Source organism: Staphylococcus haemolyticus (genome assembly GCF_006094395.1).
GTDB classification, from domain to species: domain Bacteria; phylum Bacillota; class Bacilli; order Staphylococcales; family Staphylococcaceae; genus Staphylococcus; species Staphylococcus haemolyticus.
In genome coordinates this window covers 1550698-1565853 of record NZ_CP035291.1, presented here as the reverse complement: position 1 = coordinate 1565853, position 15156 = coordinate 1550698, and the positions used below count along the sequence as shown (strand labels likewise).

Below are 15156 nucleotides of genomic sequence, written 5' to 3'. Positions count from 1 at the left end.
GTATGAAGGAATATGTTTTACCAGCGATACGCAACATGAAAGATTTAGAGAAATTAATAAAAACAGATTATAAGATATGCGTATTATTAGATATGCATATCGGCCATTTAAAAAGTGTTATGGCATTACTTAAAGCGAATCAAATTGAAACTTATATTCATATTGATTTAATTAAAGGGATGGCTGTTGATGAATTTGCTTGTGAGTATATAATTCAAACTTATAAACCTAAAGGGATCGTTTCTACCAAATCTAAAGTAATTCAGAAGGCTAAATCGTTAAATAAGTTAACGATTTTTAGGGTGTTTATTATAGATAGCCAAGCATTAAGTAGAAGCATCAACTTAATTAAGAAGGTTGAACCAGATTTCGTTGAAGTATTACCTGGGATTGCACATAAAGTAGTTAAAATTATTGATGAAGAGACTCCTTCAAAAGTTATAGCAGGTGGTTTAATTAATGAAGAAAGTGAAATTGTACAAGCACTTGATAGCGGTGCTAGTTACGTTACAACAAGCAATCGCTTGTTATGGTAGTTAGCATCCTTAACAATTTTGCTATAATTAAAAAGCATAAAAAAAGATCAAAACAATTTTTCAAACAATTTAAATGTGACAATTTTTTAACGAAAGTATTGACAACGCTTACAAACTTTCTGTATGATTTAAATAAGTTAATATTAGATTAAGAGACGAAGAGATTTCTGCAATGCCTTTATTAGCGCTTTTGTAGGAATCTTTTTGTCTTATAGGAGGATTCGTCATGAATGTATATTTAGCAGAATTTATTGGTACTGCTATTCTAATCCTTTTCGGTGGTGGCGTTTGTGCTAACGTCAATTTAAAGCGAAGTGCTGGACAGGATTCTGATTGGATAGTAATTGCAGCAGGTTGGGGATTAGCCGTGTCAATGGGCGCATACGCAGTTGGTAAGTTTTCAGGCGCACATTTAAATCCAGCGGTTTCAATTGCTTTAGCGATGGATGGAAGTTTTAGTTGGGCTCAAGTACCTGGCTATATTATCTGTCAAATGCTTGGAGGTATCTTTGGCGGTGTATTAGTTTGGTTAATGTATTTACCACATTGGAAGGCAACTGAAGATCAGGGGGCAAAGTTAGGTGTATTCTCTACAGCACCTGCAATTAAGAATTATTTTGCAAACTTTTTAAGTGAGATTATTGGGACAGCAATCTTATGTTTAGGTATCTTATTTATTGGCGTAAATAAAATTGCGGATGGAATGAATCCACTTATTGTTGGTGGTTTAATCGTAGCTATTGGATTGAGTTTAGGTGGTCCGACTGGATATGCAATTAATCCAGCACGTGATTTAGGACCAAGAATCGCTCATGCAATATTACCAATTGCAGGCAAAGGTGGTTCTAATTGGGGATACGCGATCGTACCTGTATTAGGACCTATTGCTGGAGGTATGCTCGGAGCAGTTATATATAAAGTCTTTTATAAAGGACAATTTGATTTAATTTGTGCTGTAGGTATTTTACTAGTAATAGCAACATTAGTATTAGGTTTAGTATTAAACAAATCTAATAAATCAAATGATATTGAGTCTATATATTAATTAATTTAATAAATATCTTAAATTTGTGGTTAATTTTTTTGGAAAAGTGCTATACATATAGTACGCTTTCTTATTATTCAAAATTAAAAAATAAATGTTTTTATTCACATAGCAGAAAGGGAGAAAATTTATGGAAAAATACATCATGTCGATTGACCAAGGAACAACAAGTTCAAGAGCCATTCTATTTGATAAAGAAGGCGATATTAAAGGTGTTGCACAAAGAGAATTTAAGCAATATTTCCCTAAATCAGGTTGGGTAGAGCACGATGCTAATGAAATTTGGACTTCGGTATTAGCAGTTATGACTGAAGTATTAAATGAAAATGAAATTAACGCTGACCAAATTGAGGGTATTGGAATTACCAACCAACGTGAAACGACAGTCATTTGGGATAAAAATACTGGACGTCCAATATACCATGCAATTGTTTGGCAATCCCGTCAAACACAATCAATTTGTCATGAATTGAAGGAACAAGGTCATGAAGAAACATTCCGTAATAAAACTGGATTATTGTTAGATCCTTACTTCGCTGGTACAAAAGTTAAATGGATTCTTGATAATGTTGATGGAGCTAGAGAAAAAGCTGAAAATGGTGATTTATTATTCGGTACAATTGATACATGGCTAGTTTGGAAGTTATCTGGTGGAGAAGCACATATTACAGATTATTCAAATGCTAGTCGTACTTTAATGTATAATATTTACGATTTACAATGGGATGATGAGCTACTTGATTTATTAAATGTACCTAAACAATTATTACCGGAAGTTAAAGAATCTAGTGAAATTTACGCTCACACTAAAGATTATCATTTCTTTGGTCAAGAGGTACCGATTTCAGGTATCGATGGTGACCAACAAGCTGCACTATTTGGACAAGCTTGTTTCGAACGTGGAGATGTTAAAAATACTTACGGTACAGGCGGCTTTATGTTAATGAATACTGGTGAAGAACCAGTTAAATCTGAAAGTGGATTGTTAACTACTATTGCATACGGCTTAGACGGTAAAGTCAATTATGCACTTGAGGGTTCTATCTTTGTTTCAGGTTCAGCAATTCAATGGTTACGTGATGGACTAAGAATTATAAATTCTGCACCTCAATCAGAGAATTATGCTACACGTGTTGATTCTACAGATAATGTTTACTTCGTACCAGCATTTGTAGGATTAGGTACACCTTATTGGGATTCAGAGGCCAGAGGTGCTATATTTGGTCTAAGTCGCGGTACTGAAAAAGAACACTTTATTCGTGCGACTTTAGAATCTTTATGCTACCAAACTCGTGATGTTATGGAAGCTATGTCTAAGGACTCTAAGATTGAAGTGAACAATTTACGTGTTGACGGTGGCGCAGTTAAAAATAACTTTATCATGCAATTCCAAGCTGATATTGTAAATACTGCTGTAGAACGCCCTGAAATACAAGAAACAACAGCATTAGGTGCAGCTTATTTAGCAGGATTAGCTGTCGGTTTCTGGGATAGTAAAGATGAAATAGCAAATAGATGGCAATTAGAAACAGAATTTACACCACAGATGTCTGAAGAAGACAGAACTAAGTTATATAAAGGTTGGAAAAAAGCAGTTGAAGCTACTCAGGTCTTTAAATTGGAAGATTAATCTCTAAACATGGCTTAGTTTATTGAAGTGTGATATGATTAAATTAAGTTAATACATCAGTCGAGATTTGAGAGACCTGTTACATACAGTTTGATTCTGTATGGATAGGTCTCTCTTTTTTCGCATAAATAAAATATCGGAGGGGTATATTTATGGCTTTATCAACATTAAACAGAGAAGTAATTAAGAAAAATTTACAAAATGAAGAATACGATGTCGTTATTATCGGTGGTGGTATTACAGGTGCAGGTATTGCATTAGATGCGTCTCAACGAGGAATGAAAGTAGCTTTAGTAGAAATGCAAGATTTTGCTCAAGGTACAAGTTCCCGTTCTACTAAACTTGTTCACGGTGGTTTAAGATATTTAAAACAAGCTCAAATCAAAGTTGTAGCTGAAACGGGTAAAGAACGTGCGATTGTTTATGAAAATGGCCCTCATGTAACTACTCCTGAATGGATGTTATTACCAATGCACAAAGGCGGAACGTTTGGTAAATTCACAACTAACTTAGGTTTAACTGCTTATGACCGTTTAGCAGGCGTAAAAAAATATGAACGCAAGAAAATGTTAAGCAAAAAACAAACATTAAACAAAGAGCCATTGGTTAAAAAAGATGGACTTAAAGGTGGCGGTTATTACGTTGAATACCGTACTGATGATGCACGTTTAACAATTGAAGTTATGAAACGTGCTGAAGAAAATGGTGCAGAAATTTTAAATCACACGAAATCTACAGATTTCATTTACGATTCTAAATCAAAAGTAAGAGGTATTGAAGTTCAAGATCTACTTACTGGTGAAATGTATGAAATTAACGCTAAAAAAGTTATTAATGCAGCAGGCCCTTGGGTAGATGAAGTTCGTAAAAAAGATTATACACGTAACAATAAACAATTACGTTTAACTAAAGGTGTCCATGTAGTCATTGATCAATCTAAGTTTCCATTAAGACAAGCTGTTTATTTTGACACTGAAAAAGATGGTAGAATGATCTTTGCAATTCCACGTGAAGGTAAAGCATACGTTGGAACTACAGATACTTTCTATGATAATGACAAAACAAAACCTTTAACAACACAGGAAGATAGAGATTATCTAATTGATGCGATTAACTATATGTTCCCAGATGTTAATGTGAAAGATGAAGATATCGAATCAACTTGGGCAGGAGTTAGACCTTTAATTTTAGAAGATGGAAAAGACCCTTCTGAAATTTCACGTAAAGATGAAATTTGGGAAGGTAAATCAGGCTTATTAACAATCGCTGGTGGTAAATTAACAGGTTATCGTCATATGGCGCTTGAAATCGTAGATTTATTAGCTAAGCGCTTGAAACAAGAATATAAATTGACATTTGCTGAATGTAAAACAAAACATACACCAATTTCTGGTGGTGATGTAGGTGGTAGCGCTAACTTTGAAAGTTTCGTGGAACGCAAAGTTGAAGAAGGTAAAGCGATCGGACTTCAAGCCGATGTTGCCAAACGTTTAGCTTCTAAATATGGTTCTAACGTAGATAAACTATATAACATCGCACAAATTGCACAAGATAAAGATTTAAAATTACCTTTAGAATTGTACGTTGAGTTAGTATATAGTGTACAAAATGAAATGGTGTTTAAACCAACTGATTTCTTAATTCGTAGATCTGGTAAACTTTATTTCAATATCAATGAAGTTAAACAATATAAAGATGCAGTCGTTGAAGAACTTGCTAAATTACTAAACTATACACAAAGTCAACAAAACGAATTCACTAAAGAAATTAATATTGCAATTGAAGAAGCGACTCGTGGAAATGAACAACTTGCAGTATTAAAATAAAATTAGTATTTATGTTTTGAAATTTAACATTTTTGATTAAATTCAAATATGACACTGATAACTAACTAGTAAATTAATTTTAAACTTCAAATTCGCAGTTAATATCTGAACTGAGAGAGCTTTAATATGAAGCTCATCTCAGTTCATTTTTTATAAAATAAAGTAATTTTATGTTATAAAGCATTAGTTGTTAAAATGAGTCTAACAATTTGATAACATTAAGAATGAAAGGTATATTTAAAGGAATATAAGCTTTATTGATTAAGTTATAATTTCACAAGGAGGCATATGCGTGAGTCAACAATCATTCAAAATTACCGTTGAAGACGGCACTATGATTGAAGTAAAAGTAGATAAGGCTAAGATTGCAACATTTGGTGTCGTCCATATCTTTCACGGGATGGCTGAGCATATGGATCGATATGAAGCACTTGTGCAAGCTTTAACACATCAAGGATATGATGTTATTCGACATAATCATCGAGGGCATGGTATTGATATTGATGAAAATGAAAGAGGTCATTACGATGATATGAATATCATTGCACAAGATGCATATGAAATAGCTCAAACACTTCACGGTTCAAATAACAATATTCCATATATCGTTTTGGGACATTCAATGGGCTCAATTATTGCGCGTTTATTTGTAGAGAAATATCCAGACATTGCGCAAGGTTTGATTCTCACTGGTACTGGTCAATATCCAAAATATAAAGGGATACCAGCCATCATCGTTTTAAAATTAATAACTTTAATTTTTGGGAAGCGTAGTCGCCTAGAATGGGTAAATCAATTTGTTTATAAATCGTTTAATAAAAAGATAGACCAACCTGAAACAAGTAGTGATTGGCTATCATCTAAACGCGATGAAATTAATAAATTTGTTAAGGATGATTACACTGGTTTCTTAGTGTCAAATCAATTAATTTACCAAACCGTTAAGAATATGATACGTACGGCAAATAATAATCAACTAAAAAAAATGAATGAACAATTACCAATACTTCTTATTTCTGGTAAGGATGATCCATTTGGAGATTATGGTAAAGGTATACGTAAATTAGGAAAGAAATTCAAACGTGCTGGAATAAATCATATAACAGTCCAACTTTATGCAAATAGAAGACATGAAATTTTATTTGAAGATGAAAAAGAAATGATTTGGAGTCATATGTTTGAATGGATCCAAAAACAAGTGTTAAAGAAAAAATAAAGTGAGGGATAACTATTGAGTGACATCAATAAACCGTTTTTGGTAGTTATAGTAGGTCCAACTGCATCAGGTAAAACAGAGTTAAGTATTGAACTTGCTAAACAAATTAACGGTGAAATCATTAGTGGGGATTCCATGCAAGTTTATAAACAAATGGACATTGGTACAGCTAAAGTTACTAATGAAGAGATGGATGGAATTCCTCATTATATGATTGATATTTTAAATCCAGATGACTCATTTTCTGTGTACGATTTCAAATTACGAGCTCAAGCACTAATAGAAGATATAACTTCAAGAGGAAAGATACCGATCATAGCAGGAGGAACAGGGTTATATATACAATCGTTAATATATGATTATCCTTTTGATGATGAGACAGTTTCAAAAGAAGTCGAACAGAAAACACAGTTACAATTACAAAAATTAGAACCATTAACTAATCAAGAAGTGCATGACTATTTAGCTACATTTGATCCACAATCTGCTAAAGACATACATCCAAATAATAGAAAAAGAGTGCTTAGAGCTATTGAATATTACTTAAATACAAAAAAACTTATAAGTTCTCGCAAGAAAGTACAACAATTTACAGAAAATTATGATACATTATTAATAGGGATTGAAATGTCGCGCAAAACATTATATTCAAGAATAAATAAACGTGTAGATATTATGTTGGGCCACGGATTATTTAATGAAGTGAAGAACCTAGTAGAACAGGGTTATGAATCTACTCAAAGTATGCAAGCAATTGGTTATAAAGAGCTGGTACCTGTTGTGAATGGTGAGTTATCAATAGACCAAGCAGTTGAAACGTTAAAACAACATTCTAGACAATATGCTAAGCGACAATTGACATGGTTCAAGAATAAATTGACTGTTCAATGGTTTAATAGAGAGACAATGTCACTTCAAATGATGTTAGATGAGATTACAACCCAAATAAATAAAAGGAGTTCTAAACATGATTGCAAACCACAACATCCAAGATCAAGCACTAGAGAACTTTAAATCACAACAAACAGAAGTTACAGTTTTCTTTTTAAATGGCTTTCAAATGAAAGGTGTTATTGAAGACTTTGACAAATATGTTGTAAGTTTAGTTTCTCAAGGTAAACAACATTTGATATACAAACATGCGATCAGCACATTTACTGTAGAGACTGAAGTTTCAGATTCTGAAGAATCAGTAAATAGTGAAGAATAAGTTGTAATTAAAGTGCAACGTTGCAAGTTCTTAAGAGCGTAGACAACGGTCTTAATGACAGTGTAACTTGTAATAAACTCATCAAATTTTAGCACTTTTGACAAATAGAGGAATGTTTGTAATATAAAAAGCTTCATTATAGAGTTGCTATTTCACTCTATAATGAAGCTTTTTATTGTATTAAAACAATATCTATAATAATTTTTCAATATCTTTTTCGATTTGAGCTGGTTTCTTTTGAGGTGAGAAACGACTTACAACGTTACCATCACGATCAACTAAGAATTTAGTGAAGTTCCATTTGATTTTTTCACTTAACATTCCTTTAGCTGCATCAGTTAAGTAGCGGAATAAAGGATGTTGATTTTCACCTTTGACATCTACTTTTTCATGGATAGGGAAAGTCACACCGTAATTAATTTTACAGTTTTGATTAGCTTCTGCACCTGAACCAGGTTCTTGGCCACCAAATTGATTACATGGAAAACCTAATATCACAAAACCTTGGTCTTTGTATTTTTCATACAATGCTTGTAAGCCTTCAAATTGTGGCGTGAAACCACATTCACTAGCAGTATTAACGATTAGCATTACTTTGCCTTTGTATTCTTCTAATTTATAATCTTCACCATTGGACTTTTGTACAACAAAATCATATATATTTTCCATAGTATCACCCTTTCGATATAAGTTTAATGTAACATAATTTTAGTGGATAGTCTTTGCATAGACACTATGATAGAATATTTGAGAAACATATAAGAAGGAGATGTATAACATGACTCAGCAAATTACTCATGAAACAAAGAAAAAATTGGAAACTGCTGTATTAGTCGGTGTACATGCTCAAAATGATAACGAATTTAATTTTGATTCAACAATGGAAGAATTAAAAGCCCTATCTTTGACTTGTCAGCTAGATGTTAAAGGACAAGTTACTCAAAATAGAGAACAAGTCGATCATAAATATTACGTTGGTAAAGGTAAGATTGATGAACTTAAAGCTTTTATTGAATTCCATGATATAGACGTCGTAGTAACGAATGATGAGTTAACTACCGCTCAATCAAAAACATTAAATGATAATTTGGGCATTAAAATTATCGATAGAACACAATTGATTTTAGAAATATTTGCCTTAAGAGCTAGCAGTCGCGAAGGTAAATTACAAGTCGAATTAGCGCAATTAGATTATTTATTGCCAAGACTTCAAGGACATGGTAAGAGTTTATCAAGACTAGGTGGTGGCATAGGTACACGTGGTCCTGGTGAAACGAAGTTAGAAATGGACAGACGTCACATTCGAACACGTATGAATGAAATTAAACATCAATTAAAAACTGTAGTGGAACACAGGGAACGTTATCGTAGCAAACGTGAACAAAATCAAGTCTTTCAGATTGCACTCGTAGGCTATACAAATGCGGGGAAATCGTCATGGTTCAATGTATTATCTGGCGAAGAAACCTTTGAAAAGGATTTACTTTTTGCAACATTAGATCCTAAAACACGTCAAATTCAAATAAATGAAGGATTTAATTTAATTATTTCAGATACTGTAGGTTTCATTCAAAAGTTACCAACGACCTTGATTGCAGCCTTTAAATCAACTTTAGAAGAAGCAAAAGGTGCAGATTTATTATTACATGTTGTTGATGCGAGTCATCCAGAATATCGTTCTCAATATGATACAGTAAATCAATTGATTAATGATTTAGATATGAATCAAATACCACAAGAGGTTATATTTAATAAGAAGGATCAATGTGGTGATAGTGATGATAAACCATTATCTGCGTCTCCATCCATCTTTGTCTCTAGCCGTGATGAAGAAGATAAATTAAAAGTAAAGGCACTTTTAATAGATCAAGTTAAATCAACACTAAGTTTCTATGAAGAGATTGTCCCTAGTACAAACGCAGATAGACTTTATTTCTTAAAGCAGCATACACTCATTGAAGAAATGAATTTTAATCCTGAAAATGAAACTTACATCATTACTGGATATAAAAAATGATAAAAGGAAGTATATGAAAATGTCAGATATTACATCAATGGTTAAAGACGTAGAGAAGACGTTGGCACCATATTTTAAAGAAATAGAAGAAATTGCATATAGTAATCAAGAAAAAGTTCTGAATGCTTTTCATTACGTTAAAGCTACTGAGAGTGATTTAGTTGGAAGTACAGGATATGGATATGATGATTTTGGTCGGGACCATTTGGAAGAAATCTATGCACATACATTTAAAGCTGAAGATGCTATTGTGCGCCCGCAAATCATTTCTGGTACACATGCGATTACTCTAGCACTTCAAAGTACACTTAAATACGGAGATGAACTATTATATATTACTGGAAGTCCATATGATACGTTGCTTGAAGTTATAGGGGTAAATGGAAATGGCATTGAAAGCTTGAAAGAACACGGTGTCGAATTTAAAGAGGTCCCTTTAAAAGATGGACAAATAGATATTCAATCCTCAATTGAAGCCATTTCAGAAAAGACGAAAGTAGTAGCCATTCAACGTTCAAAAGGGTATGACCAAAGACCTTCAATTACTATCGATGAAATTGAATCTGCTATCCATGCAATTAAATCACAATACCCCAATGTCATTGTCTTTGTGGATAATTGTTATGGAGAATTTGTAGAGCAACGTGAACCTATTGAAGTTGGTGCAGATTTGATAGCAGGTTCATTAATTAAGAACCCAGGTGGCGGCCTAGCTAAAATTGGTGGCTATATCGCTGGACGTAAAGATTTAATCGAACGTTGTGGCTATCGATTAACAGCGCCTGGAATTGGTAAAGAGGCAGGCGCATCATTGTATTCGTTACAAGAGATGTATCAAGGCTTCTTCTTAGCACCACATGTAGTTAGTCAGAGTTTGAAAGGTGCATTATTTACAAGCTTACTCCTTGAAAAAATGAAAATGAAAACAGTTCCTAAATACAATGTTAAACGTACCGATTTAATACAGACTGTTCAATTTGATGCAAAAGAACAAATGATAGCATTTTGCCAAAGTATTCAACATGCTTCACCAATTAATGCTCATTTTAGTCCAGAACCAAGCTATATGCCTGGTTATGAAGATGATGTCATTATGGCAGCCGGTACTTTTGTTCAAGGGTCTTCAATTGAATTGTCTGCAGATGGACCTATTAGACCACCGTATGAAGCTTATGTACAAGGCGGATTAACATATGAACATGTTAAATTAGCTGTTACACGTGCAGTTACTTATTTAAAAGAACAAAATTTGATATAGAAAATGTATCCCTACTTGAGTTGAGTAGGGATTTTTTGAAAAAAGTTATAATTCAATATAAATTACTTGTTATAAAAGACATTGTAATTACTATCAAATATAGCTTTTATAAATCTATGTAAGAAAACCTAACATATTTTTGTAATACGCTTTAAACTATGCTAAATTAGTATCAAGTTCAAAAGTAGAGGTGAGGTTATTAATGTCTAACGATAAAATCAGACGTAATATGGCCGTGTTCTCTATGAGTGTTGTTTGTAAATTAACAGAACTCACTGCAAGACAAATCCGCTACTATGAAACACATGAACTTGTCATGCCCGAGCGTACAGAAGGAAATAAGCGATTATTCTCGTTAAATGATTTAGAAAGACTCCTTGAAATTAAATCTTTGATTGAAAAGGGATTTAACCTTAAAGGAATTAAACAAATCATAACTAATAATCAAGGGCATTTAACATCAGATGAACAAGAGATTAGAAAAAGAATGATTGTAGACGCAACGCAGAAACCACCTGGTGAAGCTTTGCCAATAAATCGTGGGGATTTATCACGGTTTATTAAATAAATTTTTGGAGGATTTCTACCATGCCTAAACGTACATTTAGTAAAGATGACATTCGTAAGTTTGCAAAAGAAGAAAACGTTAGATACTTAAGATTACAATTCACAGATATCTTAGGAACAATCAAGAACGTTGAAGTACCAGTTAGCCAATTAGAAAAAGTATTAGATAACGAAATGATGTTTGATGGTTCATCAATCGAAGGTTTCGTACGTATCGAAGAATCTGACATGTATTTATGCCCAGATTTAGATACTTGGGTTATCTTCCCATGGACTGCCGGTCAAGGTAAAGTAGCTCGTTTAATTTGTGATGTTTATACTACTGACGGTGAACCATTTGCTGGTGACCCACGTAACAACTTAAAACGTGTGTTGAAAGAAATGGAAGATATGGGCTATACAGATTTCAACTTAGGGCCTGAACCAGAGTTCTTCTTATTCAAATTAGATGAAAAAGGTGAACCAACATTAGAATTAAATGACAATGGTGGTTACTTCGATTTAGCACCAACAGACTTAGGTGAAAATTGCCGTCGTGACATTGTGTTAGAACTTGAAGATATGGGATTTGATATCGAAGCAAGTCACCACGAAGTTGCGCCAGGACAACATGAAATTGACTTTAAATACGCAGATGCGATTACTGCTTGTGATAACATCCAAACATTTAAATTAGTTGTTAAAACAATTGCACGTAAGCATAATTTACATGCAACATTCATGCCAAAACCATTATTCGGTGTTAACGGAAGCGGAATGCACTTCAACGTATCATTATTTAAAGGTAAAGAAAATGCATTCTTCGATCCAAATGGTGAAATGCAATTAACTGAAGATGCTTATCACTTTACTGCAGGTATCTTAAATAATGCACGTGGATTCACAGCTGTGTGTAACCCATTAGTAAACTCTTATAAACGTTTAGTTCCTGGTTACGAAGCACCTTGTTATATCGCTTGGAGTGGTAAAAACCGTTCACCATTAGTACGTGTGCCATCTTCAAGAGGATTATCAACTCGTATTGAAGTACGTTCAGTAGACCCAGCTGCTAACCCTTACATGGCATTAGCAACAATCCTACAAGCTGGTTTAGATGGTATTAAGAACAAAACTAAAGTTCCAGAACCAGTCAACCAAAATATTTATGAAATGAACCGTGAAGAACGTGAAGCTGTAGGTATCCAAGACTTACCTTCAACACTTTACACTGCTTTAAAAGCTATGCGTGAAAATGACACAGTTAAAAAAGCGTTAGGTAATCACATTTACAATCAATTTATAAACTCTAAATCAATTGAATGGGATTATTATAGAACTCAAGTTTCTGAGTGGGAACGCGATCAATATATGAAACAATACTAATCGCTAAGCAAAAAGGGGAAAGACTTAGTGGTACAAGGAGTTAAGGCATCTTGCCTTAGCTTCTTTTTTGTGTTGGAAAAGCTAAATTTACTTGACCATTTTTGTGAAGAAATTGAAATTGGTCAAGTTTTGGTCAAGTACACTTTAAAAAACATTCTTAATATACTTCTCAAAATTTTCTTTATCATTATCATGCATTTTTGTTAGATGACTATACTTTTCATTAATAATACTTTTAGATTTGTGGATTAACCTCTTCAATCAATTTCATAGGTATATTACTAATCATTAATTTGTGATGCCCAAGCTACTTCAGAAATAGAACTCATTATTATGTTAATGTATGCAGAAATAATGAGAGAACTACTCGCTTTTTATGAAAAATATGCAACGAATACTGGGTTTAACCATTCAAGAAGTCGTGAAAAAAGCAGATGACTTTGATGTATATGTGTTTCGAAACAAAGCTAAAAAATATGTGAAGCGTATAGATTTTAGCGATGAAGCAAACAAAGCACTTAAACTGTATAACTTGACTATGAAAGTATCTAGAGAAAAATTATTAAAGCAACAATTAGATTTGATGGTCAAAGATTCTACTTTGGATATTCAAGATAAGCTAGAAAATAAGTTAGTTGAGGCAGTGGATAGAGAAGTTGAAAGACAGGCACACATTCTTGGTGAACATGTAAAAATTGATGACAATGAAGTAAAAGCAGTTGTGAATAGTAACTTCAAAGGCGTTAACTGGTCAACTAGATTATGGCAAGATATGGCTTTAGTTCAAAAAGAAGTGGAAACAACGACGAGCAATGTATTACTTAGAGGGAGACATCCTAATGAGTATGTATCTGAGTTTAAAAAGCAAACAAATTCCACTACTTATAATGCTAGTAGATTATTAGTTACTGAATCAGCACGTGTGCAGGCTGAATCACAGAAGCTAACTTATCTTAAAGAATTAGGTAAAGATGGGGAATATAAATATGTGGCTAAAATTGATAAAAAAACATCTAAAATTTGTCACTCATTAAATGGCAATGTATTTAAATTTAAAGATATGATACCTGGAGTTAATGCTCTACCGCAGAAGTACTACAGTACCACATGTGGGAAACTGGCGGAATAAATTCTTTAATGAGCGTAAAGGTAAGTATCAGACAGAGAATAAAGTAATTGAAAAAGAAAAATTACAAGAACAGGCAAAAAAAGAAATGCTTGATATGATACATAGTGGTAAAATAAGAATAGATATAAATCCTGAAAAACAAAATAGACATTGTAAAAATCATAGACTTTTTGAAGAAAGTAAATCGAAAGCCATTAAAAATAATTATATGCTTCCAAGCTACACTACTATACCTAATCGAGAATTGAATAAATTACTTATGGAAAAATCAAATACTGGTATAATGTTATTAGTTAACAATAAATTTAATAAAAAAGAAATTATAGACTTTGGTGTTGTAATTGGAAAAGCTTTTGTAAATGGTCGTTATATTAATACTAAATTAGGGAAAGTACATTATTCTAAGACAGGTACACATGTAGTTCCTTATATTAAGAAGGAGATGAAAAAATGAGAATAGCTAGGTCTTACGGACATAAAGTAAACGTAGTTTTAAATGATGATAATAAACTTTTTGGAGATGTAATAAATTTTGAAAATCCATATGAAAGTGATTCAGCAAATTTTGTAATGGATTTAGAAACTGAATTAGGTATTTACTCTATTGATGACTCTGAAATTAAAGAAATAAGAATAATATCTTAATGGCATCCTTTCTACCCATATAAATAGAAAGTGGTGCTATTTTTATACACTTTTTCAACCTTCTACGGAAGGTTATTTTTTATGTCCAAAACGTGCTGATGACGTTATAAAAGCAAGTATGGAATGAAAAGTCGACAGACTATAAACGGAGGTATATCTCATGGAAAACAACCAAAGTAATATTACTGAAGAAGCAAAAAGCAATGAGAATTTAGAAACACCTAATGAACAAATCCAACAAAATGAGAAAACATTTTCCCAAGAAGAAGTATCTCAAATGATTAAAGACCGTCTAGCTAGAGAAAGAAGAAAATCTGATGAAGTCTGGGACATAAATAATATAATAATGCTATCTAGCAAATTCACAGTAGCTGACTGAACTGAGAAGGCGCTTAAATCAAGCTTTTCTCAGTTCTAGTCATCCTTGCAGGGTTGAGACGACGAATTTAAAAGAATTCTGTCCCACTCCCATTCAAGAAGCTGAAAAACTGGCCAAGATGAATAAAGACCAAAAAAGTCAATATGAGATAGAAAAACTTTTGAAAGAGAATGAAGCATTAAAAGCTGAAAAGGCATTATCTCAAATGAGAAATGAAACGCGTTCAATGCTTAGTGAATCAGGTGTAGAAAACTTTGATGATCAAATTGTAGACATAATAGGAAAACCCTAATTTAATTGCTGAACTAAAATGCGTTTTTAATATCTTGCGATAAA

The 15156-nt window shown here is 32.9% G+C and carries 15 protein-coding genes and 2 pseudogenes; 16 read left to right on the top strand and 1 reads right to left on the bottom strand.

Going from position 1 to position 15156, the window contains the following annotated elements:
- Positions 1-2 precede the first annotated feature (2 nt).
- From EQ029_RS07545 to hfq, 7 genes are all read left to right on the top strand, one after another.
- The gene (locus tag EQ029_RS07545) at positions 3-536 is read left to right on the top strand and encodes a glycerol-3-phosphate responsive antiterminator (protein ID WP_011275901.1); all 534 of its coding nucleotides are present in this window, start codon (positions 3-5) and stop codon (positions 534-536) included.
- A gap of 226 nt (positions 537-762) precedes the next feature.
- Positions 763-1581, top strand: a complete 819-nt coding sequence (locus tag EQ029_RS07540; RefSeq protein ID WP_011275900.1) for an MIP/aquaporin family protein — start codon at positions 763-765, stop codon at positions 1579-1581.
- 130 nt (positions 1582-1711) lie between these two features.
- On the top strand, positions 1712-3211 hold the full coding sequence (gene glpK / locus EQ029_RS07535) for a glycerol kinase GlpK (RefSeq protein WP_138927305.1): 1500 nt from the start codon (positions 1712-1714) through the stop codon (positions 3209-3211).
- A 152-nt stretch (positions 3212-3363) separates the two neighbouring features.
- Entirely contained in the window at positions 3364-5037 is a 1674-nt protein-coding gene (locus tag EQ029_RS07530; RefSeq protein WP_011275898.1) for a glycerol-3-phosphate dehydrogenase/oxidase, read from the top strand.
- 292 nt (positions 5038-5329) lie between these two features.
- Positions 5330-6253: an alpha/beta fold hydrolase gene (locus EQ029_RS07525; protein ID WP_011275897.1), complete on the top strand. Its 924-nt coding sequence runs from the start codon at positions 5330-5332 to the stop codon at positions 6251-6253.
- A 15-nt stretch (positions 6254-6268) separates the two neighbouring features.
- On the top strand, positions 6269-7267 hold the full coding sequence (gene miaA / locus EQ029_RS07520; protein ID WP_011275896.1) for a tRNA (adenosine(37)-N6)-dimethylallyltransferase MiaA: 999 nt from the start codon (positions 6269-6271) through the stop codon (positions 7265-7267).
- Positions 7221-7463: an RNA chaperone Hfq gene (gene hfq, locus EQ029_RS07515; RefSeq protein WP_011275895.1), complete on the top strand. Its 243-nt coding sequence runs from the start codon at positions 7221-7223 to the stop codon at positions 7461-7463. The genes miaA and hfq overlap by 47 nt, the downstream gene beginning before the upstream one ends.
- A gap of 192 nt (positions 7464-7655) precedes the next feature.
- On the opposite strand, the gene EQ029_RS07510 is transcribed toward hfq, so the two are convergent.
- Positions 7656-8132 (bottom strand): glutathione peroxidase, encoded by a 477-nt coding sequence (locus EQ029_RS07510; RefSeq protein WP_033079986.1) that lies wholly within the window; start codon positions 8130-8132, stop codon positions 7656-7658.
- Positions 8133-8241: 109 nt separating this feature from the next.
- Here EQ029_RS07510 and hflX point away from each other — a divergent pair, with 109 nt between their 5' ends.
- From hflX to EQ029_RS12940, 9 genes and pseudogenes are all read left to right on the top strand, one after another.
- Positions 8242-9480, top strand: a complete 1239-nt coding sequence (gene hflX, locus EQ029_RS07505) for a GTPase HflX (RefSeq protein WP_033079987.1) — start codon at positions 8242-8244, stop codon at positions 9478-9480.
- Positions 9481-9499: 19 nt separating this feature from the next.
- Entirely contained in the window at positions 9500-10738 is a 1239-nt protein-coding gene (locus tag EQ029_RS07500) for a methionine gamma-lyase family protein (protein ID WP_011275892.1), read from the top strand.
- 202 nt (positions 10739-10940) lie between these two features.
- On the top strand, positions 10941-11306 hold the full coding sequence (locus EQ029_RS07495; protein ID WP_011275891.1) for a MerR family transcriptional regulator: 366 nt from the start codon (positions 10941-10943) through the stop codon (positions 11304-11306).
- A gap of 20 nt (positions 11307-11326) precedes the next feature.
- Positions 11327-12667 carry a type I glutamate--ammonia ligase gene (glnA, locus tag EQ029_RS07490; protein ID WP_011275890.1) on the top strand — a complete coding sequence of 447 codons (1341 nt, stop codon included), beginning with the start codon at positions 11327-11329 and terminating at the stop codon, positions 12665-12667.
- Between the two features lie 291 nt (positions 12668-12958).
- Positions 12959-14250 (top strand): annotated as a pseudogene (locus EQ029_RS12775) (minor capsid protein).
- Positions 14247-14441, top strand: a complete 195-nt coding sequence (locus tag EQ029_RS07475; protein WP_011275887.1) for a hypothetical protein — start codon at positions 14247-14249, stop codon at positions 14439-14441. The pseudogene EQ029_RS12775 and the gene EQ029_RS07475 overlap by 4 nt, the downstream one beginning before the upstream one ends.
- A 76-nt stretch (positions 14442-14517) precedes the next feature.
- Positions 14518-14611 (top strand): annotated as a pseudogene (locus tag EQ029_RS12945) (hypothetical protein); the annotation flags it as partial.
- Positions 14602-14820 carry a hypothetical protein gene (locus EQ029_RS07470; protein ID WP_011275886.1) on the top strand — a complete coding sequence of 73 codons (219 nt, stop codon included), beginning with the start codon at positions 14602-14604 and terminating at the stop codon, positions 14818-14820. The pseudogene EQ029_RS12945 and the gene EQ029_RS07470, both read left to right, overlap by 10 nt.
- Positions 14821-14938: 118 nt before the next feature.
- A complete protein-coding gene (locus tag EQ029_RS12940; RefSeq protein ID WP_080366936.1) occupies positions 14939-15112 on the top strand; it encodes a capsid assembly scaffolding protein Gp46 family protein in 174 nt (57 codons plus the stop codon).
- Positions 15113-15156 lie beyond the last annotated feature (44 nt).